22 protein-coding genes and 1 tRNA gene are annotated in these 22982 nt (G+C 72.8%); 1 reads left to right on the top strand and 22 read right to left on the bottom strand.

Annotated elements, in window-relative coordinates; translation table 11 throughout:
- Nucleotides 1-15: 15 nt before the first annotated feature.
- From ELR47_RS09920 to prcB, 22 genes are all read right to left on the bottom strand, one after another.
- Nucleotides 16-1197, bottom strand: coding sequence for an alpha/beta hydrolase family protein (locus ELR47_RS09920; protein WP_130649757.1), 1182 nt, complete (start codon nucleotides 1195-1197; stop codon nucleotides 16-18).
- Between the two features lie 287 nt (nucleotides 1198-1484).
- Nucleotides 1485-1557, bottom strand: a tRNA-Glu gene (locus tag ELR47_RS09915).
- A gap of 20 nt (nucleotides 1558-1577) precedes the next feature.
- Entirely contained in the window at nucleotides 1578-2366 is a 789-nt protein-coding gene (locus ELR47_RS09910) for a polyprenol monophosphomannose synthase (protein ID WP_130649756.1), read from the bottom strand.
- On the bottom strand, nucleotides 2363-3931 hold the full coding sequence (gene lnt, locus ELR47_RS09905; protein ID WP_130649755.1) for an apolipoprotein N-acyltransferase: 1569 nt from the start codon (nucleotides 3929-3931) through the stop codon (nucleotides 2363-2365). The genes ELR47_RS09910 and lnt overlap by 4 nt, the downstream gene beginning before the upstream one ends.
- Before the next feature lie 26 nt (nucleotides 3932-3957).
- Nucleotides 3958-4392, bottom strand: a complete 435-nt coding sequence (locus ELR47_RS18345; protein ID WP_165403986.1) for a hypothetical protein — start codon at nucleotides 4390-4392, stop codon at nucleotides 3958-3960.
- A 447-nt stretch (nucleotides 4393-4839) separates the two neighbouring features.
- Nucleotides 4840-6438, bottom strand: a complete 1599-nt coding sequence (locus ELR47_RS09895) for an amidohydrolase (protein ID WP_165403985.1) — start codon at nucleotides 6436-6438, stop codon at nucleotides 4840-4842.
- Nucleotides 6439-6532: 94 nt separating this feature from the next.
- Nucleotides 6533-6922 (bottom strand): hypothetical protein, encoded by a 390-nt coding sequence (locus ELR47_RS09890; protein ID WP_130649753.1) that lies wholly within the window; start codon nucleotides 6920-6922, stop codon nucleotides 6533-6535.
- Between the two features lie 19 nt (nucleotides 6923-6941).
- Nucleotides 6942-8087, bottom strand: coding sequence for an acyl-CoA dehydrogenase family protein (locus ELR47_RS09885; protein ID WP_130649752.1), 1146 nt, complete (start codon nucleotides 8085-8087; stop codon nucleotides 6942-6944).
- Nucleotides 8084-8536, bottom strand: coding sequence for a GNAT family N-acetyltransferase (locus ELR47_RS09880; protein ID WP_130649751.1), 453 nt, complete (start codon nucleotides 8534-8536; stop codon nucleotides 8084-8086). Before ELR47_RS09880 ends, ELR47_RS09885 begins: the two co-directional genes overlap by 4 nt.
- A gap of 37 nt (nucleotides 8537-8573) precedes the next feature.
- Entirely contained in the window at nucleotides 8574-9668 is a 1095-nt protein-coding gene (locus ELR47_RS09875) for a M24 family metallopeptidase (protein WP_268234445.1), read from the bottom strand.
- A 70-nt stretch (nucleotides 9669-9738) separates the two neighbouring features.
- Nucleotides 9739-10665: a diacylglycerol/lipid kinase family protein gene (locus tag ELR47_RS09870; RefSeq protein WP_165403984.1), complete on the bottom strand. Its 927-nt coding sequence runs from the start codon at nucleotides 10663-10665 to the stop codon at nucleotides 9739-9741.
- Between the two features lie 56 nt (nucleotides 10666-10721).
- Complete coding sequence (locus ELR47_RS09865; protein ID WP_188584372.1) at nucleotides 10722-13475, bottom strand: DEAD/DEAH box helicase; 2754 nt, start codon at nucleotides 13473-13475, stop codon at nucleotides 10722-10724.
- A gap of 168 nt (nucleotides 13476-13643) precedes the next feature.
- Nucleotides 13644-14318 (bottom strand): hypothetical protein, encoded by a 675-nt coding sequence (locus tag ELR47_RS09860; RefSeq protein ID WP_130649748.1) that lies wholly within the window; start codon nucleotides 14316-14318, stop codon nucleotides 13644-13646.
- A complete protein-coding gene (tatC, locus tag ELR47_RS09855) occupies nucleotides 14315-15100 on the bottom strand; it encodes a twin-arginine translocase subunit TatC (RefSeq protein ID WP_130649747.1) in 786 nt (261 codons plus the stop codon). Before tatC ends, ELR47_RS09860 begins: the two co-directional genes overlap by 4 nt.
- Entirely contained in the window at nucleotides 15084-15287 is a 204-nt protein-coding gene (locus tag ELR47_RS09850) for a Sec-independent protein translocase subunit TatA/TatB (RefSeq protein ID WP_130649746.1), read from the bottom strand. Before ELR47_RS09850 ends, tatC begins: the two co-directional genes overlap by 17 nt.
- A 58-nt stretch (nucleotides 15288-15345) precedes the next feature.
- On the bottom strand, nucleotides 15346-15585 hold the full coding sequence (locus ELR47_RS09845) for a hypothetical protein (protein ID WP_130649745.1): 240 nt from the start codon (nucleotides 15583-15585) through the stop codon (nucleotides 15346-15348).
- A 72-nt stretch (nucleotides 15586-15657) separates the two neighbouring features.
- A complete protein-coding gene (locus ELR47_RS09840) occupies nucleotides 15658-16020 on the bottom strand; it encodes a hypothetical protein (protein ID WP_130649744.1) in 363 nt (120 codons plus the stop codon).
- Nucleotides 16021-16125: 105 nt separating this feature from the next.
- Entirely contained in the window at nucleotides 16126-17067 is a 942-nt protein-coding gene (locus tag ELR47_RS09835; RefSeq protein WP_130649743.1) for a helix-turn-helix transcriptional regulator, read from the bottom strand.
- 2 nt (nucleotides 17068-17069) lie between these two features.
- Nucleotides 17070-18002 carry a helix-turn-helix transcriptional regulator gene (locus ELR47_RS09830; protein ID WP_130649742.1) on the bottom strand — a complete coding sequence of 311 codons (933 nt, stop codon included), beginning with the start codon at nucleotides 18000-18002 and terminating at the stop codon, nucleotides 17070-17072.
- Between the two features lie 56 nt (nucleotides 18003-18058).
- Nucleotides 18059-19417, bottom strand: coding sequence for a Pup--protein ligase (gene pafA / locus ELR47_RS09825; RefSeq protein ID WP_130649741.1), 1359 nt, complete (start codon nucleotides 19415-19417; stop codon nucleotides 18059-18061).
- A 147-nt stretch (nucleotides 19418-19564) separates the two neighbouring features.
- Entirely contained in the window at nucleotides 19565-20266 is a 702-nt protein-coding gene (prcA, locus tag ELR47_RS09820; RefSeq protein ID WP_130649740.1) for a proteasome subunit alpha, read from the bottom strand.
- Nucleotides 20267-20317: 51 nt separating this feature from the next.
- Nucleotides 20318-21142, bottom strand: coding sequence for a proteasome subunit beta (prcB, locus tag ELR47_RS09815; RefSeq protein WP_205745178.1), 825 nt, complete (start codon nucleotides 21140-21142; stop codon nucleotides 20318-20320).
- Between the two features lie 193 nt (nucleotides 21143-21335).
- On the opposite strand from prcB, the gene ELR47_RS09810 reads away from it, so the two are divergent.
- Nucleotides 21336-22982: a sensor histidine kinase gene (locus ELR47_RS09810; RefSeq protein ID WP_130649739.1), complete on the top strand. Its 1647-nt coding sequence runs from the start codon at nucleotides 21336-21338 to the stop codon at nucleotides 22980-22982.

Genomic DNA, 22982 nt, shown 5'->3' with positions numbered 1-22982 from the left:
GCCGGGGACGCCGGGTCATCCGTCGGCGAGGCGGCGGTCGAGGCCGAGGATCCAGTGCAGGCCGGGGTGGTAGGTCAGGTCGTGGTCGTCGTCGTAGAGCACCAGCGTCACCGGCCCCGAGGCGCGGGAGAACCGCGGTGGCGGGTCCTGCTCGCCGAACAGGGGGTCCACCTCCAGTTCGCCGTCGAGCTCGTCGGGCAGGGTCAGCTCACGCAGCGAGGCGACGACCTCCTCCCCGAGACGGTCCTGCGGGGCGGCGAGCTGGTCGAAGGCGCGGGCACCGTGGTCGGGTGGAACGAGGTCGTCGTCGGTGCCATGGGCGAGGTAGACCGGGACGCCGGCTTCGCGGGCGGCATCGAGGTGGGCGGCCGGGCTGCGGTGGCGGCACTCGTCCGCGGCCGCCTCGTCGGTGGACGGGTCCCCACCGCACGAGGCCTCCAGCCAGTCGGCGTACGGCTCGTCGGGGAACTGCTCGGCGGTGTAGGCGTGCCAGTCGACCAGGTCGTGGTTCGGCGCCCAGCCGACGGCACCCGCGAGGCGGTCGGGATGACGACCGGCGAGCAGCAGCGCCATCATGCCTCCACCGGAGAACCCGATCGCATAGACCCGGTCCGGATCGGCTCCCCCCTCCTCGACGGCGAAGTCGACCGCGTCGACGACGTCCTGTACGGCGAGGTCCGACCCGGTCGCCTCCGGACGGTCGTTGGCTCCGCGGAAGTTCGGGTGCACCATCGCCCACCCCTGCTCCTCGGCGAAGCGGGCGTACGGGATCCCGAGGTGTTGCAGATAGGGGGTGCTCCAGGTGTGCAACCCGACCAGCAACGGGGCGTCCGGCCCGGAAGGCGGGAGCCACAGCACCGGTTGCTCGTGGCCGTCGAGCGTCGAGGTGACGGTCACGTCCTCGATCGCGGGCACCTCGTCCTGCCAGCGTTCGAGGCCCCGGTCGTCGAAGTCGGGGACGAAGTCACTGGCGTCGGTGATGCCCTGGAGACGGGGCGCGTCCTGCGCAGCCTGCGCGATGGCGTAGGCATCGACCTCGTCGCCGTCGGGCGTCGCCTCGGGGCCCTCGCCCTCGGCGGGGGGGTCGTCGGCGGCGGGATCGTCGTCCGCCGGCTCGTCCCCGTCGGTCGTCGGATCGTCCGCCGGCAACCCGTCGGCGTCGCACCCCACGAGCAGCAACGTCGCGGCGAGTCCCATGGCCACCGGCCGGCCGATGCGGTGTCGCCGTCGTCCTGGACGCTGCACGAGGTCCCCGTTCCGGTGGTCGTTCCACGGGTACGGCAGCCGGAACGACGCCGCAAGCCGGCCACCTTGGTCACTCGACCATCCGTGTCGCCGCTCGGCGGGGCACCGGCGCGGACGGGGTGCCGGCCGGGGGCAAGCCGCACCGCTACGGGGGCGTGGGCGTGCGCGTGGCACCCTCGCGCAGGACCGTCGTGGGGGCCGGTCGGTCCTGCCGGCCCCCACGTGCGGTCGTGCGCGCGTAGCCCCGACGGGATTCGAACCCGCGTCACCACCTTGAAAGGGTGGGATCCTAGGCCGCTGGACGACGGGGCCCCGGTGCGCGCGGCGGGAGGCTACCGCGTCGACGGCGCGGACGGTGACGCCGCGTCCGGGTCCTGGCGTACGACCGACGCCGGGTGCGCTCGGCGCGGCCTCGACCCGAGAGGCGCGGCCAGGCCCCAGGCCGGCACGCGCCAGGCGGCCTCGGCCACCACCCGGCGCGAGAGCTTGCTCGCGCCCTCGCGCCGCTCGACGAAGGTGATGGGCACCTCGTGCAGCACGAAGCCGGCCCGCCAGGCGCGCAGCGCGGTCTCGACCTGGAACGCGTACCCGTCGGAGGTCAGCCCGTCGATCGCGATCGTGCGGAGCACCGCCGCCCGGAACGCCCGGAATCCGCTGGTCGCGTCGCGGACCGGCAGCCGGGTCAGGGCGCGCACGTAGCGGTTGCCTGCCGTGGAGAGCGCCACCCGAGCCGCGGCCCACTGCCGCACGTCCCCACCGCTGACGTAGCGGGAACCGATCACGAGGTCGGCGCGGTCGAGCCCGGCCAGCAGCCGCGGCACGTCCGCCGGGTCGTGGGAGAGGTCGGCGTCCATCTCGACCAGGGCGACGTACCCCCGGTCGAGGCCCCAGCGCAGGCCGGCCCGGTAGGCCGGACCGAGCCCCCCCTTGGCCGGCCGGTGCAGCACCGAGACCCCGGGATCGGCGCCCGCCAGCGCATCGGCCACCTGACCGGTGCCGTCGGGACTCGCGTCGTCCACCACCAGCACGTCGGGCGGCGAGGGCAGGGCGCGCAGCGCCGTGACCAGTTCTTCGACGGTGCCGCGCTCGTCGTAGGTGGGCACGACGACCAGCGCCCTCATCCGTCGACCTCGACCGACTCACGGACGTCGGGCCGTCGGCGCAACCGCGACCACAGCGGAAACCCGAGCAGTCCGAGGACACCGACGCGCGTGATCCAGCCGACCACGTCACCGACGAGGAGGTAGGGCGTCGTGCCGGTCACGAGCGGCACCTGTCGACGGATGGTGGCCTGCGTGAACAGGTCGGTGACCTGTTCGACACCACCGTGCGGGTCGACGAACGCCGACGCGCCCGAGAGCGCGGCGTGCACGACCCACCGTCCCGTCTCGACCGCCCGCAGCCGGCTCTGGGCCAGGTGCTGGTCGGGCTGGGCACTCTCCCCGTAGGAGGCGTCGGTCGTGGCGGTCACGATCAGCTGCGCCGGCTCGTCCCCGGCGAGCACGTTGGTGCGGTTGATGTCCTGGAACAGGGTCTCGAAGCAGATCAGGACCGCGACCGGGACGTCGTCGACGGTGACGACGTGCGGCTCGGGGTGGGGCAGGATGTCGCGCGGGATCTGGCGAAGCGGCGGGAACCACTCGAGATACGTGCGCATCGGGATGTACTCGCCGAAGGGCACCACCCGACGTTTGTCGTAACGACCGACCGCCCGTGCGTCGGTGTCGACGAGCAGCTGCGTGCGCCAGAACCCGGTCCGTGGGTCCGGACCGTCGATGTTCATCCCGGCCAGCAGGTGGCGCGAGCTCGACGCGGCCTCCTCGAGCAGCGGCAGGAAGTGCGCGCCGCGGTCGCTGAACGGATCGGTGTCGATGCTCGCCTCGGGCCACACCGTCAGGTCCGGTGGCGGGCCTCCTGCGGTCGCGGCCACGGTCTGGTCACGCAACTGGCTCGTGATCCGGAACGAGGCGTCGGTGACGTCCTCCTCCCAGTGGCGGATGTCGTTGCCCTGGACGGCCAGCACGTCGAGACTCCCCGAGGAGGCGGGTGGCTCGATCGTGACCAGCACCGACAGCAACAGCGCGCCCAGCAGCACGGCCACCGGCGCACGTGCCGGGGTCACCGCGTACTCCACCGGGCCTTCCTCCCGCGCGCGCAGACCCGCGAGCGTGGTGCGTGCCACGGCGTACCCGGCGGCCCCGACGAGCACGACGAAGAAGGTGATGCCCCGGCCCCCGGTGATCCTGGCGACCGGCAGGAGCCAGGAGCCCTCGACGTGGGCATAGGCGATCGCTCCCCACTCGAAGCCGTTGAGCGGCCAGATCGCCCGCCATGCGTCGACGCCCGTCCAGGCCACGGCCACGATCAGCGGCAGCCACCGCGAGCGCAGCCACGGTCGCACGGCGAGGGCGAGCAGACCGAAGAAGCCCGCCTGGACGGCGCTCAGCAGTGCCCAGCCGACGAAGCCGGCGGGTAGCACCAGCCAGGACAGCATCGGCAGGAACGTCGCGAGGCCCATCAGCAGGCCGAGGCGGAAGGCACGGGGCCGTCGCTCGCGGTCCGCCGCGTCGGCCGCGTCGACGTCGATGGCGGCGAGCAGCAGGACGGGCGCCAGGAAGCTCGTCCACCACCACCCCAGTGGTGGATGGGCGGCCACCACGGCGAGCCCCGAGGCGGCGGCGAGCACCGGGGCGGTCGCCGCGCCCAGCGGCGTCAGGCGCAGTCGCGACAGAGCATGCGCTCCGGATCGGCGAGTTGGGTCTCGAGCTTGGCCATGTAGCACGAGCGGCAGACGAACTCTCCCTCGCGCACCCCGTCGATCTCGTCGCCCTCGTCGTCGTCGCCGGCGACGGCACTGACGATCTCGTCCTCGTCGTCGTCGAAGGCGACGGTGGCCGGCAACGACGCGGGCTCCTCCTCGTCCTCGTCGCTCTCCTCGGTGGGACCCGGAACGGTCAGGTCCTCACCGGCCGCCTCGAGCGACTCGTCGCCGAGGTCGTCGGCGTCGGTGGTGGCCTCCTCGTCGGCGTCCTCGTCGTCGAACTCGTCCGCGAGGCCGTTGCCGTCCTCGTCGTCGAACTCGTCGGCGTCGGTCCCGACCTCGTCGAGGAGGTCGTCGTCACCGGATGGGCCGTTGCGAGCTGCCACGGACGTGCTCCTGCGCGGGTCTGGCCGCCGGCAGGAGACGCCGACGGGCGCGCTTCGTACCAGAGCGCCGGAAGGGACGCAAGACGGCCTCGGGGTGGCAGGAGCGTACGCCGGGGGGTCGCTCCGGTCGTGCCGGAGGACCCCCCGGACGTGCAGGTGGCGCCGCCGTTGGGGCCGTGACGCGATCGGTACGGCTGACCGTCGCCACGTTGTCTACTGAGCAGTCGTCCACCGCGGCATGCCGCACGCCCCTCGAGGTTTCCGTGCCGACGGGCTGCGCAGTCGCCTGCGCTCCCCCACCGACCGGCCGCCCCCTCCGCAGGGAGTGCGTCACACCGCCGTGTGCCGGCAACCAACCAGCGTGTCGGGGTCGCGTCAAGCCCTCGGCGGTGCCCGCCGGAAGCGTTGCGCACGTCGCGCGACCAACGGCATCCGCGCGCACGCCCGCTACCGGTTGGGCGCGTCCGGGAGCGGTGCGTCGCCGTGCGCGACGCGCCCCTGCACCAGCGTCAGCACGCACGCGGTGTCCCGGGGGTCGTCGGCCCGGTAGGGGTCGCCGGCGAACACCGCCAGGTCGGCGCGCATGCCCGCCCGTACGACGCCGACCCAGCGCTCCTGCCGCGCGGCGAGCCGGCCGCCCAACGTCGACATGGACACGGCCTCGAGGCGGGTCACGGCGTGCTGCGGCCGGTGCCGGTGCTCGGCCGCCCGGACGGTCCCCCACGGGTCCATGGGCGTGACGTTGCTGTCCGATCCGAAGGCGAGGTCCACCCCCCGGTCGGCGAGGGCCCGGTACGGGTTCGACCAGGCGGCCCGCTCCTCGCCGAGGCGGGCGCGGTACATCCCGGCCGGGCCGCCCCAGCGCTGTTCGAACATCGGCTGCGCCGAGACGATCAACCCGAGCTCGGCCACGTCGTCGAGCAGTTCGGGAGGGATCACCTCGGCATGTTCGAGCCGGTGACGAAGACGACGGATCGCGTCCAGATCGCTCGCGTCGGTGCGCTGGGCGACCTTGCGCCAGCACCGCACGACCTGGTGCAGGGCGGCGTCCCCGATCGCGTGCACGCCGGCCTGGAGCCCGGCGCGGGTGGCCTCCTCGAAGAAGTCCGCGAGCGTGTCGTCGTCGAGCTCGAGGTGTCCGGCGGTCTCGGGACGGTCGGCGTACGGGGCGCACAGCGCGGCCGTGTGCGACCCGAGCGAGCCGTCGAGGAACAGATCACCGCCGACGTGGTGCAGTTCCCGCGACACGGACACCTCGACGTCGAGGCTGCCCCAGTAGGGCACGATCTCGATCGGCCACTCGCCGTCGACCCAGGCGTCGAAGTCGTCGAGCCCCATGATGTCGGGACCACCCATCTCGTGCACCGAGGCGATGCCCAGCGCGGCGGCGTGCCGGACGGCGGCGCTGCGGGCCGACTGGAGCTCCGGAGCCGACATCGCCCCGACGCTCCAGCGGCGCACGATGGAGTTGGCCTCGCGGCGCAGCAGCCCCGTCGGCTCGCCCGCCGCGTCCCGCTCGACCCCCTCGGCGCGGGCCAGTGGCGCCGAGGCCAGGGTGCGGCGGTCCACCAGGCAGGCATGACCGTCCACCCGGGAGAGGAACACGGCGGCGCCACCGGACACGGCGGCCAACTCGTCGGGACCGGGGAGGGCGTCGGGATAGGCGTGCGGGTCGAACCCGTGTCCCCACAGCACCCGGCCGGTGTGCTGGCTGGCGTAGCTGGCGACCGCGTGGCGCACCTCGGCGCCCGAGCGCGCGGTGGCCAGGTCGAGCCCGGTCAGTCCCATCCCGGTCGGCGTGAGATGGGCGTGCGCGTCGACGAAGGCCGGGCCGATGACGCAACCCGTGAGGTCGAGCCGGTGCTCGTGCGGAGGTGCCTGCGAGAGGTCGTCGCCCACCCACACGACCCGGCTGCCGCGTACGACCATCGCCCGCGCCTCGGAACGGGCACGTCCGAGGGTCACGATGCGGTCCGCCACCAACAGCGTCCCGCGGCGCGGCGGCACGGACGTCCGTCCCACCCCGGTGACGGTTGCGGCGTTCACGGTGCTCCTGTGACCACGGTCGACGCGACGGCGCGAGCCGCCGGGCGCCAGGGTAGGCATCCGGGACCCGGGACCGACCACGGCGAACGGCTCCTCACGACCGGGTCGCCCCCCCGACCACCAGCAGGAGCAGACCGGCCATCACGAACAGCCCGAGCGACCACGCCGGTCGGCGGAGGGACACGGGCCGGCCGCGGGCCTCGTCGACGAGACTGCACGCGGCGAGGTGCACGGCGGCGACCACGCACCCGACGACCAGCCCGAGCAACACGGCGACCAGGCCGCTCGCCCCGGGAGCACCGAGCGCGGCGAGCACGCCCGCGCCCAGTGCGCCCAGCAGCGCACCTGCGGCCACCAGACGGAGCGCGGCCCGCAGGCGCCGTCGGTCGTGCGCGCGGGCGGCGTCGGCCGCCGCCGCGTCGCCGGCAGGTCGCGACGCGGCGCGGCGACGGGCATCACCGGCACCGGGGTCGGACGTGGTCACGGCGCGGACGGGATGCTGGTCACCCGCGCGACCCGGTGAGCTGACGCCCGATGACCAGCCGCTGGATCTGGTTGGTGCCCTCGACGATCTGGAGCACCTTCGCCTCGCGCATGTAGCGCTCGACCGGGAAGTCGGTCGTGTAGCCGTAGCCGCCGAACACCTGCACCGCGTCGGTGGTGGTCTGCATCGCGGCGTCGGTGGCGAACAGCTTGCTCATCGCCGCGGTCCGGGTCACGTCGAAACCATGATCGCGGCGGTCGGCGGCCGACTGCCACAACGTCCGCGACGCCTCGGTCCGGGTCGCCATGTCGGCGAGCAGGAAACTGACCCCCTGGAACTCGGCGATCGGGCGCCCGAACTGCTCGCGCTCGCGGGCGTAGCCGAGCGCCGCGTCGAGCGCGGCCTGCGCGAGCCCGGTGGCGCACGCGGCGATCCCGAGCCGGCCACCGTCGAGCGAGGCCATGGCGATACGGAAGCCGGTCCCCTCCTCGTCCCCGATCAGGCGGTCGACGGGCACCGGGGCGTCCTCGAACACCAACTGGGCCGTGGGCGAGGCCCACATCCCCATCTTCTGTTCGGGCGCGGCGACGGTCAGCCCCGGCTGGTCGGCATCGACGACGAACGCGGAGATCCCGCGCGCACCCGCCTCACCGGTCCGCGCCATGACCAGGTAGCGGTCGGCGATCCCGCCGTGGGTGACCCACGCCTTGACGCCGTCGAGGCGATAGACCTCACCGTCGCGTCTGGCGACGGTGGTCATCGCCGCCGCGTCGGAGCCGGATCCCGGCTCGGAGAGCGAGTAGGCCCCCAGCGCGCGGCCCGCGACCAGGGCAGGAACCAGCTGCTCCCGCTGGGGCGCCGTGGCGTGAGCGTCGATGCCCCACGTCGCCAGCGTGTGCACCGACAGCCCCAGGCCCACCGCGAGGTGCCCGCGGGCGAGCTCCTCGACCACCATCAGGTAGGTCGCGAACGGGATCTGCGAGCCGCCGACGTCCTCGCCGAACGGCAGGCCGGTGAGGTCCATCGCGGCGAGCTGGTCGAAGACCGGTCGGGGGAAGGCGTGCTCGCGCTCCCAACGGTCGGCCTGGGGAGCGACCGTCTCGCGACGGAACCCCTCGACGAGTTCGAGCAGCGCCTGCTGCTCCTCGGGAAGGCGGTGGATCATGTCGGGTCCTGTGCGGGCACGGGCCGGGCACCGGCCGGGGTCAGGGACATCAGTACGCGGCGGGGGACGTAGCCGAGCGCTTCGAGGAACCGCTGCCCGGCGTCGTTGTCCGCCGCGACCGAGATCTCGACGACGGGGACCCGGGTCTGCCCCGCCCACTGCTGGATGGTCACCAGCAGCGCCTCCCCGACACCGCGGCGGCGGGCGTCGGCCCGGGCGAAGATGGGGCCGATGGTGCAGCCGGTGGGTCGCAGCGTCCCGGCCGCATAACCCAGCGGACGGTCGTCGTCGGGGTCGACGGCGAGCCAGAAGATGCCGCCCTGCGGCAGCGGGGGGTTTCCCGGCGTGCCGTACAGCGACTCCTGCTCCGCCCGGTACTCGGCCGCGAGCGGTCGGATCTCCTCGATCCGTGCGCGGCGGACCTGCACGCCCGATGGCGTCGGTGTCATCTCCCTTGCCCTCCCCTGCGACGCGTCCCGGCGGTGCTCAGCAGACCACGAACCGTCGCGGCTGGTGGTTGACCCGCTCCACGCCGTCCTCGGTCACCACCACGATGTCCTCGATGCGGGCGCCGTAGCGTCCGGGAACGTAGATGCCCGGCTCGATGGAGAAGGCCATGCCGGCCTCGATCGTCTGGTGGTTGCCGCCAACGATCCAGGGCTCCTCGTGTTCCTCCACGCCGATCCCGTGACCCGTGCGGTGGATGAAGTACTCCCCGTAGCCGGCCTCGCGGATGACCGCCCGGGCGGCCTCGTCGATGGACGCGGCCGGGACCCCGGGCCGCACGGCGCGGACGGCGGCCTCCTGGGCCTCCTCGAGCACCGCGTGCAGTTCGGCGTAGCCGTCGGGCGCCTCGCCGAGCACGTAGTCGCGGGTCACGTCGGAGCAGTAGCCGTTGCGGGTCCCGCCGATGTCGACCACCACGGCGTCGCCCGCCTGCAGGACCCTTTCACCGGTCTCGTGGTGCGGGGACGCGCCGTTGGGACCGGACGCGACGATGACGAAGTTCACCTCGTCGTGGTCGACGAGGATGCGTTCGGCGATGTCGCGTCCGACCTCGGCCTCCGTGCGGCCGGGCCGCAGCAGCGAGGGCACGGCCGCGTGGACGGTGTCGATGGCGGTCCCGACCTCGTGCAGGGCCCGGATCTCGTCGGGACTCTTGCGCAGGCGTAGCTCGCGCATCACGGTCGAACCGGCCACCCACTCGGCGCCAGGCAGTGCCGACTGCAGCTGCAGCGTGAACGAGGTCCACAGCCGGTCCTGCAACGCCAGACGGCCGTCCTGCGCACCTCGACGCCGCAACAGGTCGCGGACGAGATCGATCGGGTCGTCGGTCTCCGACCACGGGCGCAGCGGGGCCAGACGGTGCGCGCCCGACTCCTCGGCACGGGCCGCCTCGAGTTCCGGCACGACCAGCGCCGGCTCGCCCTCGGCAGGCACCACCAGCAACGTGAGCCGCTCCAGTGGCAGCGCGTGGTAGCCGACCAGGTAGCGCAGGTCCGCGCTGGGCCCGACCAGCAGCGCGTCGACTCCCGCGTCGCGCATCGCCGTTCGTGCCCGTTCCAACCGTTGCGTCGTCACCACGTCTCCTCGTCCGGCGACCGAGTCTAGGAGCCGTGGGCGGCCGCAGGCCCACCGGCGTGCGAGGACCTCACAGCTTCAGGTCGATCACCCGGTGCAGCAGGTCGAAGCTGGCCGGGGTACGCCCGAGCACCTCGCCGTCGGCCTCCACCAGCAGCGGCCGGGACGCCGCCACCTCGACGCGCGCCGACTGCCACTCCCGGACGTCGCTGCGCGACAGGTGGTCGCCCTTGCGCAGCTGCGGGGCGGCGCGCAGGACGTCGAACGGGGTGGCACCCCACGACTGCACGTTGAACCTGTCGTCGTAGGGCAGTGCCCGCGGGGCGACCTGCAGTCCGCGGCCGAAGAACTGCCCGTTGGCGACCACCACGTTGCACAGCGGCTCGGTGCGGGTGCCCTGGTCGACGGTCACCGTGGTCTCGACGTGCCGGAAACGGGCGATGGCGCCGACGATCGCGGCGCCGTAACGCGCCCGGCCGAGGCGGCGGGGCAGCCGGTTGGCCAGGGCGATGACGTCGCCGCCGTAGCCGGCCTCGGCGATGTTGGCGAACAGCACCGTGCGGGGGCGGCCGTCGAGGCCGGTCAGCCGCACGCGCCCGAGATCGATCGGCAGGGTCTGCTCACCGAGCAGATGGTCGGCGAGCACCTCCGGGGCCCGGTCCAGTCCGAAGGTGCGGGCGAAGTCACACCCGGTCCCCCCGGCGACGACGCCGAGGACGGGTCGCCGACCGCGCACCTCGCCGGTCTCCGCGTCGACGAGCCCGTTGACGACCTCCTGCACGGTGCCGTCGCCGCCCACGGCGACGACGAATCGCCGTCCGTCCTGCACCGCCTGTCGAGCGAGGCGGGTCGCGTCACCCGGACCCCCGGTGGTGACCACGTCGAAGTCGAGGCCCCGCGTCCGCAGCGCCGCGGTCAGTCGCGGCAGCACCGCGTCGCGACCGGCGCCGGCCCCCGGGTTGGCGACGAGCAGGGGCGGACCGAGAGGGGACGACACGAGGCGGCTGACTCCTGGAGCGGCGGATCCGGAGGATAATCGCTTCGTCGGCGTCCTCAGGCCTCCACGATGCCCCGTCGCAACGCGTCGACCGCCTCGGCGGCCGTCCCGGACAACGGCTGGCCGCCGACGCTGCGCAGCTGACCGACGAGGTCGGCGACCTGCTTGACGTTGCGCACGAAGTCGCCGCCGGTGAGCTGCAGCGAGCCGAGTGCCTCGTCGAGGTCGTCCCCCGACGCCCAGCGATAGGCGGCAGCGACGAACCCGGCGTCGAGGTCGCGCAGCGGCCGCACCCCGGCGTCGCGTTCGTGACGGCGCAGCTCCTCGGCCAGCTCCTGCAGTTCGTCGACCGTGTCGTACAGCGCCAACGTCGGCAGCTCGGGACGCTCCGTCGGCTCACCACCACGCGGCTCGTAGAGGAACAGCGCCGCGATGCCGGCCAGCTCCGCCGGGTCGAGCTCGTCGAGCACACCTCGCCGCACGGCCTCGGCGACGAGCAGGTCCACCTCGCTGTAGATGCCGGCCAGCCGCAGCCCTTCGTCGGTGGGTCGGATGCCCGCGTCGTCCTCGACCAGGTAGCCCAGGTGCGTCAGCACCCGCAGGATCCGGTGCAGCTGGCGGACCAACGACCCGGTGGCCCGCTCGATGGAACGGCGCAAGCCGGCGGCCTGGTCCTGCAGGTCGTCGGCGCGGTACTGCCAGCGCTCGTGCTCGGCCCGGTCGGGGCAGGCGTGGCAGGCATGGGCCCGGACCTGCGCACGCAGCTCGCGGACCTCCTCCGAGGGGCCGGCGTCGACCGCACCGCGGGTCGCCGGCGGTACGGCATCGTCCAGCGTGGGCGGTTCGAGACCACGTAGCAGCATCGCGATGTCGCGCCGGTAGTCCTTCTGTCGCGGGTTGCCCTTGCGGGGCAGGCGGATGCGCTCGACCGGGACCGGTGGCGCGTCCAACTCCCGCGGACCCACCTTGCTCAGCGCCCGGTCGTCGCTGACGACCTGGAGCAGCGGCGTCCCCTTCTTGGTGAACTGCACGCCGACGACCGCGACCAGCCCACGGCGGCCGGTCCAGGGCAGGTGCAGCACGTCGCCGGGTTGCAGCGCCGCGATGCCGGCACGGACCTGGTCCTCGGCGTCCCGCCGCCGCTCCTTCGCCTCGCGCTTCTCGAGCCGGCTGAGCGACCGGCGCAGGTGCCAGTAGTCGTCCCAGTCCCCCAGCTCGCACCGCAGGTGGCCGGCGTATCCCGCGAGCGCCTCCTCGAGCTCGGTGAGACGCTCGGCGCTGCGCAGCACGGACTCGTCCGCCTCGAACTGGGCGAACGAGGCACCGAGCAGGGCCTCGGCCTGGACCAGGTCGTGTCGGCGCAGCAGGTTCACGGCCATGTTGTACGACGGCGCGAACGAGCTGCGCAGCGGGTAGGTCCGCGTCCCCACCAGACCGGCCACGGTCGGGAAGTCCAGGTCGCGCTGGTAGAGCACGACCGCGTGGCCGACCGAGTCGATGCCGCGCCGACCGGCACGTCCGGTCAACTGCGTGTACTCGCCCGGCGTCAGCAGGACGTGCGACTCACCGTTCCACTTCTCGAGGCGCTCGATGACCACCGTGCGCGCCGGCATGTTGATGCCCAGCGCCAGGGTCTCGGTCGCGACCACGACCTTGAGCAGTCCGCGCTGGAACAGGACCTCGACCGCCTCCTTGAAGGCCGGGACCATGCCGGCGTGGTGGGCGGCGATCCCGTCGAGCAGGCCGGCACGCCAGCGGTCGAAACCCAGCACCCGCAGGTCGGCGTCGGGCAGGTCCCCGAGCATCGTGTCCACGGTCGCGGCGATCTCGTCGCGCTCGGCGCGGTCGGTGAGCCGGACGCCGGCCTGCAGCAGCTGGGCGACGGCGTCCTCACAGCCCTGTCGGGAGAACACGAACACGATCGCCGGCAGCCAGCCTCGGTGGGCGAGCTCCTCGATCACGTGGGGACGCGACGGCCAGCGCAGCTTGACGTCGGGGCCCATCCGCCGGCCCTTGTTGCTCACGCGGTTGCGGGTGCGCGCCCGGCGTTCGAGCATCACGACGTCGGGATTGGGCACCCCGGCCAGCGCCTGGGCGGCCCGCTCGCGGTGCTCGCGGCTCGCCCCGCCCTTGCGGCCGGCACGAAAGGTGTCGTAGACCTTGTCGTTGACGAAGTAGTGATGACGCAGCGGCACCGGACGGTGCTCCTCGATCACCACCTCACCGTGGTCGCGCACGCGGTCGAGCCACCGACCGAACTCCTCGGCGTTGCTGACGGTGGCGGACAGGGCCGCGAGCTGCACCGAGGCGGGCAGCTGGACGATGACCTCCTCCCACACCGCTCCGCGGGAGCGGTCGGCGAGGTAGTGGACCTCGTCGAGCACGACGTGGCGCAGTTCGCGCAGCGTCGGCGAGGCCTCGTAGATCATGTTGCGCAGGACCTCGGTGGTCATCACCACGACCGGGGCCTCGCCGTTGACCGACCGGTCGCCGGTGAGCAGTCCCACACGGTCCTCGCCGTAGCGCTCGACCAGGTCGCGGAACTTCTGGTTCGACAGCGCCTTGATCGGTGTGGTGTAGAAGCACTTGCCGCCGGCGTGCAGCGCCTCGTGACAGGCGAACTCCCCCACCACCGTCTTGCCCGCCCCGGTGGGGGCGGCGACGAGCACGCTGCGTCCGCGCAGCAGTGCGGCGATGGCACGCAGCTGGAACGCGTCCGGCGCGAACCCCAGCTCCCGGACGAAGGTGGCCACGACCGGGTCGTCGAGGACCGCCCGGTACGGCTCGTCGTGCTCGAGGGCGTCGGCCACGGCTCCCTCTCTGGTCGCGGGTCGGGTCAGGCGTCGGGTCGAGTCACGGGTCGGGTCGGACGGGTACGGGCACCGGGACGGCGGCCGGCACACCCCGCGGGCCGCGAGGCTAGGGGCTGGGCCGTCGACGGCGGCGCACCAGGCCCCCGGCACTCGACCGTGCCGCCGTCAGTCCCCGCCCTCCAGCGTCGGGAACTCCGGGAGGTCGGGAAGCGTCGTCACCTCGCCGGAGCCACCGTCGAGGTCGTGGATGCCCGCCCGCGCCGACTGCACGATCTGTTCGCCACGGACGCGCAACCGCGCGGTCTCCGTGAGCAACCCCGCCCGACGGTCGGCGTCGTCGACGTCCGCGGCGCGTGCGAGCACCACCACCGCGTCGCGCGAGAGCGTGATGCCGTTGATGAACTGCCGCTGCACCGGACGGCCCTCGGGTGGCACGTCGAGCACGGCGAGGCGATCGAGCACGTTGTCGTAGGCGGCCAGCCAGACATCGTCGGCCGCGAGGACCAGCGACGGGTCCTCGTCGCGTTGCAGGGCCACGAGCGCCTCGCTGACCGACGGCTGGGCGCCGGTGCCCGAGGTCCAGATGCCGTCCGCGTCGAACACCAGCGGCAGGACGCGCTGCTCGAGCGTCGTACGCAGCTGCGGTCCGGGTTCCGGGGCGGTCTCCCGTCCGAGCAGGAACCCCGCGATCAGCGCCAGTGTCGTCAGCACGAGTGCGCGACCCAGGCGGGCCCGACGCGCGCGGTAGAGCGCGCGTCGCAGCCGCATCAGGGTCGAGGTGTCCATCTCCCCCGTGCCCGTCACGCCCGTCGGGCGCGGACCGACGTCGTGCGGGGTCACGCGCGACTCCGGCGGCGACGTGCCCGTTCGATGAGCCGGGCGGCGACGATCGAGAACTCGTAGAACAGGATCATCGGTCCGGCCATCAACAGCAGCGTGACGGCGTCGGTCGTGGGCGTGATGAAGGCCGCGGCCACCAGGATCACCACGTAGGCGTAGGGCCGCCAGGCCCGCAGCTGCGCCGACTGGAGGATGCCGACCAGCGACAGGAACACCAGCACCAGCGGCAGTTCGAACACCAGCCCGAAGGCCACCGAGGTGGTCAGGAAGAACGACAGGTACTCGTTGGCCGACAGCATCGTCTCCACGTCGGGACCGGCGATCCCGAGCAGGATCCGCAGTCCCTGCGGGATGACGAGGTAGGCGAACCCGATGCCGAGCGCGAACATGACCTGACTCAGGATCACGAACGGCAGTGCGTAGCGGCGTTCGGTGCGCGTCAACCCGGGCGTGATGAAGCGCCACAGTTGGTAGAAGATCACCGGGCCGCCGACGAACAGGCCGATGACCACGGCGGTCTTCATCCGCACGGAGAACGGCTCCAGCGGCCGGAGCGCGATCAGGTTGCAGCTGTCCTCGGGCCGGAGGACCGCCAGCGCCTGGCAGTAGGGGTCGACCAGCCCCTGCAGCACCCACGGGAACAGGACGTAGCCGACGATGCTGCCCACGGCGAGCGCCAGCAGGGCGCGGAAGAGCCGGGTCCGCAGCTCGGCGAGGTGCTCGAACAGCGTCATCTCGCCGGGGGTGTCGCCCTCAGCGACGGCGTCAGGACTCCGGGTCACGACGCGGCGCTGGCGGCTGCTCGTCCTCGCGGGCACGCGACTCCGCGTCGGCCTCGTCGGAGGCCTTGCGGAACTCCTTGATGCTCTTGCCGACCGAACCGGCCAGGTCGGGCAGCTTCTTGGCCCCGAACAGCAACAGCACGATGAACAGGATGACGATCAGTTCCCAACCGCCGGGCATGGTCATGGGAGCGTTCCTGGCGTCGAGGCAGCCGTGCGGAGGGCGGATCCCCCGCTCGGGCAGTCTAGCTGCTCCGGTCCCGCCCGACGCGGGAGAACGCGTCACCGACCCGTTCGAGCTCGACCGAGGTCACCTCGGCGTCGCGCTGCAACTGGGCGAGTGCCGGCGCGAGCCGCCGTTCGAGTTCGCGCACGTCACCGGCCATCCGCGCCAGGCGGCGCACGAGCACCACGACGAGGACGACGAGCGCGACGAGGGTGGCGAGCAACACCCCGACGACGACGGCGACCACGGGGACGGGCATGGCGGGACCTGACGACGACGGACGCCCACGAGCGGGCGTCCGGAGTCTAGGCGGTGTCGCCGCGCCGACACCTCAGGTGGCCAGGAGCTGCTCGAACCAGTCGTCGCCCTTCAGCAGGTTCTGCATGTCCAGCAGGTCGTCGTCCGTGAAGGCCGGGGCGTCGATGGTGCCCTCGGGGTGCGGCGGCAGCAGCAGCTCGAGGAGGCGGTCGATGTCCCCGAACTCCTCGATCGGCACGCCGCCCGTGGTGAGCAGCTGCGCGATCCGCTCGTCAGCCGGCTTGGTGACCAGCTCGTCGCAGTCCGGGCACAGGAAGCGGTAGGTGCTCCCCTCCCCGACCAGCCCGTCGTCGGCGCGCACGATGCGCAGCGTTACGTCGGGCGGCCGCAGGTCGACCTCGCCACAACCGGGGCAGTTCGCGCGGATCCTCGTCATGTGCGGCCTCCTTCGTGCGCCAGTGAATCGATTCATCGGCCGCACACGGAGAAGGTTTCAGGTGTTCAACCTGCAAATGCTCCGAAGGTCACCGCCGCGTACTAGTCAGTCTGCGGGCGCGTCGGTCGCGTAGCGGTGCAGCGCACGCGTCGCGAGGTCCCGCACACGTCGTCGGAGCTCCTCGGGGGCGACGACCCGCGCGGCGCCCCCCGCGGTGAGGACCACCCGTGCCAGCCACCCCGGTGCGTCGGTGCGCAGCCGGACACGCACCGTGCCGTCGGGCTGTTCCTCGAGTTCGTCCACCGTCAACGCGTCGATCACCCATCGACCGCCCGGCGCCAGTTCGATCACCACCTCGAGGTCGTCGGGGCCCGGCGCGTAGGCGGGCGGCGGCAGCTGCTCGGGCGCCGGTTGACGACGGGGCTCGTCGGTCGGCTCGAGTTCGGCGACCCGGTCGAGCCGGAAGGTGCGGGGGGCACCGACGTCGGCGTCGTGGCCGCGCAGGTACCAGATGCCGTCGACGACCTGCAGCGCCCACGGATCCACGGTGCGCCACTGCGGGACGTCGTCGGCACGTCCCTGGTAGCGGACGCGGACCTGTCGCTCGGCGGCGATGGCACGTCGCAGCCGGGGCACGAGGGCCGAGGCGCCCGGGTCGACCACGTCGGCGACCGTCTCGGGGATGCCCAGGGCACCACGCACCTTGTCCACCGCCGTCCGCAGCGCCGGCAACTCCTCGGCCAGCGCCTCGGTGACCGCGTCCAGCGTGAGCACGAGGCGCAGTGCCTCGCGCGGCGTGGGCCGCAGCGGTCGTCGCAGCTCGTCGGCCATCTGCACGACCACGCGGTCACCGACCAGGTCCACCTCGAACAGGTCGCCTCCGCCGAGGCCGGGCAGTCCACAGAAGTCGAGATGTCCGAGGTCACGGCGGATGGTCGCCTCGCTGACCCCGAACGCCTCGGCCGTCTCGGCCACCGAGGCCCCCGGCCGCTCGAGCAGCCACGGCACCAGGGTCAGCATCCTCGCCACGTCACCGACGGCCGCCATCGTCAGGCCTCCTGTCCGGCCAGTTCACGAAGGGCCGTCATCACCGCGTCGCGCAACTCCGGGGGCGCGAGCACCTCGACGTCGTCGCCGAGGCCCAGCAGCCAGGAGCGGTCGCGGACCGGATCCAGCCCCCGGAGGCGCAGCACCGGCTGGCCGTCGCGTGTCCGACCGGTGTCCACCCCACCGTGCAACTCGACCGTCCACCTGGCCGCGGGACGCACCGCGACCTCGACGTCGACCCGTGCCACCTCCGGACCCGACACGTGCGCGGCCGGATCGAATCCGTCCGGGACGACGTAGGCCGCCGGGGGGCCGGCATCGCGCGCCCGGCCGACGAACCGGTCGAGGCGGAAGGCGCGCACCGCGTCGCGGTCGTGGTCGCGACCGACGAGGTACCAGGCACCACGGCGCTGCACGACCGCGTACGGGTCGACGGTGCGCCGCGCCGTCTCGCCGCCGGCCGTGCGGTACGGGAAGCTCAGCGGCGTACGCGAGACCACCGCGTCGGCGACGGCGTCGACCGGGTCGGGAGCGAGCGAGACCCGCGTGGTGGGCGAGGTCGCGAGTTCGGCCGGGTCGGGGGCCCGCGCGGCCAGCTTCGCGAGCGCGAGATGGGCACCCTCGGTGCCCGTCAGCTGGACCGCCAGCGACAGGGCCGCGACCTCCTCGGCGGTCAGGTCGACGTCGGCGAGTTCGTACGCGCCCCGGTCGATGACGTAACCGAGGTCGTCGCCGAAGGCGACCTCGCGGGTCTCGACCGGCACCCCCAACCGGCGCAGATCGTCCTTGTCACGCTCGAACATCCGGCGTGACGACTCCGGATCCCCCTGGGTGTAGTACCGGGTGCGGCGACGGATCTCCGCCAGGGTCATCGGCTGTCGCGCCTCGAGGAGCGCGACGGTCAGGTTCACCAGCCGTTCGACCTTCGCCGCCACCTCGACCCTCCGTCCGCCACCACCACGGCCCGGAAGGGTAGTGGCCCCGCGGACGGTCACATGGCCGCGATGAGCTTGTCCACCCGTTCGTCCTCGAACCGGAACGGGTCCTTGCACAGCACGGTGCGCTGGGCCTGGTCGTTGAGCTTGAGGTGGACCCAGTCGACGGTGTAGTCCCGTCGGTTGCGCTTGGCGGCGGTGATGAAGCGTCCACGCAGCGCCGCGCGGGTGGAGGCCGGCGGCGTGGTCGTCGCCTCGTCGATCTCGGCGTCATCGAGCAGCCGCTGCGCGCGTCCCTGCCGCTGGAGCAGGTAGTACAGGCCGCGGTCACGGACCACGTCGTGGTAGGCGAGGTCGAGCAACTGCACCCGTGCATGCGCCAGCGGCAGGTCGTGCTTGGCGCGGTAGGACTCGACGAGTCGGTACTTGGCGACCCAGTCGAGCTGACGGCCGAGCGACATCGGGTCCTCGACGAGCTGCTCGAGGACGTGGCGCCACTCGGTGACCACGCGCTTGGCCTCGTCGTCGGCGTCGTGCGAGGCCTCGACGAAGCGCTCGACCCGCTCGAGGTAGAGCTGCTGGATCTCCAGCGCGGACAGCTCGCGGCCGTTGGCGAGCCGGATGCGCCGCGTGCCGGTGACGTCGTGGCTGATCTCGCGGATGGCCCGGATCGGGTTGTCCAGGGTCAGGTCCCGGATGACCGCCTGTTCCTCGAGCATCCGGAGCACCAGGTCACAGGTGGCCACCTTCAGCCAACTGGTGTACTCGCTCATGTTCGAGTCACCCACGATGACGTGCAGCCGGCGGAACCGCTCCGCGTCGGCGTGGGGCTCGTCGCGGGTGTTGATGATCGGCCGCGAGCGCGTGGTCGCCGAGCTGACGCCCTCCCAGATGTGCTCGGCCCGCTGCGACAGGCTGAACACGGCCCCGCGCGGGGTCTGCAGGACCTTGCCCGCGCCGGCGAACACCTGGCGCGTCACCAGGAACGGGATCAGGGCCTCGGCCAGGCGCTGGAACTCGCCCACCCGCGCCACGAGGTAGTTCTCGTGACAGCCGTAGGAGTTGCCGGCCGAATCCGTGTTGTTCTTGAACAGCGAGATGGTGCCGGAGATGCCCTCCTCGTGCAGCCGCTGCTCGGCGGCGAGCACGAGGTCCTCGACGATGCGCTCGCCGGCCTTGTCGTGCACGACCGCCTGGCGCGGCGAGTCGCACTCCGGGGTGGCGTACTCCGGATGGGATCCGACGTCCAGGTACAGCCGCGCACCGTTCTCCAGGAACACGTTCGAGGAGCGGCCCCAGCTCACCACCCGTCGGAACAGGTAGCGCGCGACCTCGTCAGGACTGAGCCGGCGCTGGCCCTGGAAGGTGCAGGTGACGCCGTACTCGTTCTCGATCCCGAAGATCCGTCGACGCACTGCGGCTCCTGTCGTCCAGCAGCCGCATGGTGCCCCATCGGCGCCACGAGCGCGCGGACCTGGCTCCGGGCGCGCGTCGACGAGAGGGTCGAACGCGGCGACGGGCCCCGGACCCGACTCCGGCCCCCCGGTTCGTCGGTGCCCGGCTCAGCGTTCGACGGCCGCCCGCAGGGCCTCGTCGCGCAGGCGGAAGAACCGTCGCCGCTGGCGGGTGATGTCGAGACCGGAGACCTCGAGGTCGTCGGACTCGATCGGACGCCCGGCGGCGGCGCGCAGCGCGTCGACGCAGGTCCGGATCGCGGCGTCGCGATCCATACCGGGCGTCCACTGCTGCTGCAGCGACTGTTCGATCGGCTCGGTCTCCCCACCGATGACGACGAACCGGTGGTCGTGGGGCACGATCGAGCCGTCGTAGATGATGTGGTAGAGGTCGAGCCCGGCACCTTCACCGTCGGGCTCGTGCCCGACCTCGGCGATCAGCAGCTCGACCTCGTAGGGCTTGGCCTCGCCGCCCATGAAGATCGCGCCGAGCGCCTGCGAGTAGGCGTTGGCCAGGGCCTTGGCGGTGACGTCCTCACGCGCGTACTGGTAGCCCTTGACGTCCGCGAGTCGGATGCCGGCGACACGCATGGACTCGAACTCGTTGTAGCGCCCCACGGCCGCGAAGCCGATCCGGTCGTAGATCTCCGAGGTCTTGTGCAACGACCGTGACGGATTCTCGCTGACGAACACGACCCCGTCGCGGTACTCCGCGGCGACCAGGGCGCGTCCGCGGGCGATGCCCTTGCGGGCGTACTCGGCCCGGTCCTTCATGAACTGTTCGGGGGCGACGTAGAAGGGGGTGGCCACGGGGTGGACCTTCCTGGTGCAGGAGCGGACGCGGGCGCCCGGGGAGCGGGCTCAGCGGTTGCGGCGGCGCTCGACGGTGTCCTCGACGTGGGCGGCGACCTGCTCGTCGGTGAGCTCGCGGTAGCCCTCGGCGTCGATGGAGGCGACGATCGGGTAGATCGACCGGATCAGGTCCGGCCCGCCGGTGGCGCTGTCCTCCTCAGCAGCGTCGAACAGCGCCTCGACCGCTACCGAAGCGGCGGTCCGGAGGTCGGAACCGGCCGTGACCAGGCGCTTGAGCGTGGCGCGCGCAGCCAGGGATCCCGATCCCGTGGCCGCGTGGGAGGTGGCGCGATACCGCCCGCCGACGGGGTCGTACTCGTAGATGCGCCCTTCGCCAGTGCGGGGGTCGACGCCGGCGAACAGGGGCACGACGATCAGGCCCTGCATCGCCATGGGCAGGTGCGCCCGCACCAGCCCGGCCAGCTTGTTCGACTTGCCCTCCAGCGACAGCGGATCGCCCTCGACCTTCTCGTAGTGCTCGAGCTCGGTGGCGAAGATCCGCGCGAGCTCCATCGCCGGTCCGGCCGTCCCGCTGATCCCGACCGCCGACCAGTCGTCGGCCGGGAAGATCTTGCGCATGTCCCCGCGCGAGATCAGGTTGCCGGCGGTCGCACGGCGGTCACCGGCGATCACCACGCCGTCGGCGGCGCGCACGGCGAGCACGGTGGTCCCGTCGACGAGCCGACCGCGCAGCTCCTCGGCCATGGGCCCGCCGGCGAACACCGGCGGCACCGCGTCTGGTGCCTGTCGGCGCAACGTCTCGAAGAAGGAACTGCTGCGTGCGTCGAACGGCGAGGGCAGTCCCGCCAACAGCTCCTCGGCACGGAAGGTCAACGCGGCGCTCCTACGGACGGTTTCCGGCAGCCTAGGGCGCCACCCTCCGTCGCGCTGTTCCCCGCTCGGCGTCGGCCTGGCAGCGCAGCGGAGGCATGCGAACACGCTGAGCGACTTTTGCTCTACGCTGGTCCGGCCGACGGGGGTTCAGCACGAGCTTCCGACGTCGAGGACGCCGTGCAGCGGAGACACTGTGGCTGAACCCCCCGTGACCGCGGGTGACCAGGACGGCCTGGATCTGAGCCGCCCGCCGGAGACGCTCCGGCGGGGCATGCTGCTCGGCACCATGGCGGCCGCCGGGATCGCCTTCGTCGGGTTCCTCGCCCTCAGTCCGACCCTGCCGGTGCTCGTCGACGCGGCGCCGGCGGTCTACACGGTCGCGCTGGTGCTCGCCCTGGCGGCCGCGTGGCTGTTGCGCATGCACCGCGAGATCGACCACGACCCGGCGTTGGCCTGGATGGGCAGCGCCTACGTGCTGTCGGCGGTGGCGATGGCCACCGCCCTGCTGAGCTTCCCCGATCTGGTGCCCACGGACTTCGCACTGGGCATCGATCCCGACGAGACCGCCGCGCTGTACCTGTCCTGGCACACGGTGATCGCGGTGCTCGCACTCGTCGCGCTCAGCCCCGCCGCCGACCGCCGGTGGCTGCGTCGCAGTATCGTGGGGGTCTCGTTCGTCCTGATCGCGGCGGCCGCCACCGGCTGGCCGGAGCCGGCGGAGCTGGTCGCGGCGGACGGCACCTACACCAGCTTCTTCCGGGGGATGCTGACGGTCGTCACGGCCGTGTCCGCGACCGCGCTGTGGGCCTGGATCATCGCCTCGGGACGGGAACAGACCTGGCCGCGGGCGATGGTGACGGCCGCTCTGGGCCTGCACACCTGGGACCTGATCCTGTACGGATTCGCCGAGCGCCGCTTCTCGGTGTCGTGGTGGGCCAGCCTCGGCACGCGGCTGGCGGCCTTCGCCGTGCTCACCGCCGGGCTGTTGATCGGGGCCCGAGCCGTGTTCCGCAGCCTCGACGGCTACGCGGGTCGCCTCGCCTCCCTGGTCACCGAACGCGACCAGGCGACCCGCGAGCTGACCGCCGCCAACGAGGAACTGCAGGCGTTCGCCCACGTGGTCGCCCATGACCTGCGCTCGCCGCTGACGGGTGCGAGCGGTTTCGTCGACCTCGCCCGCGCCACCCCGACCGGACTGCCGTCCGACGTCGCCGAACTGCTCGACCGCGCCAGCACCCAGCACCGGCGCATGGAGCACCTGATCACCGATCTGCTCGACTACGCCGAGGTCACCAACGCCGATCTGCACCGGGAGTGGGTGTCGCTCGCGGAGGTCGGTCGCGAGGTCGTGCGCGACCGCGATGCCGACGGCGTCGTCACCCTCGAGGCCCTGCCGGCGGTCCTGGGCGACCGCCCGCGCCTGCGCCAACTGCTCGACAACCTCGTCGGCAACGCGCTCAAGTACGTCCCGCCCGGGGTGGAGCCGCACGTGCGGGTGTGGGCGGAACCGCACGGCGAGGACGGCGTGGCGGTCCACGTCGACGACAACGGCATCGGCATCGACCCGGAACGCGCGGAGGAGATCTTCCGTCCCTTCGTGCGCACCAGCGACGCCCGCGCCGGTTACCCCGGTACCGGCATCGGCCTGGCGATCTGCCAGCGGGTCGTGGAACAGCACGCGGGCACGATCCACGCGGCGCCGCGCGACGCCGGCGGCACCCGCTTCACGTTCACCCTGCCACGTAGCGCCGACGACGACGCCTCCGTGGCCTCGCGGGGCAGGAGCCGGTCCGGCGAAGGGTCGACACCGGTCGCCGAGCGGGGCGTACGGCGACCCTGA

The organism is Egicoccus halophilus (assembly GCF_004300825.1).
GTDB classification, from domain to species: domain Bacteria; phylum Actinomycetota; class Nitriliruptoria; order Nitriliruptorales; family Nitriliruptoraceae; genus Egicoccus; species Egicoccus halophilus.
The sequence above is the reverse complement of the archived record's forward strand: the minus strand, read 5'-3'. Positions and strand labels throughout refer to the sequence as shown.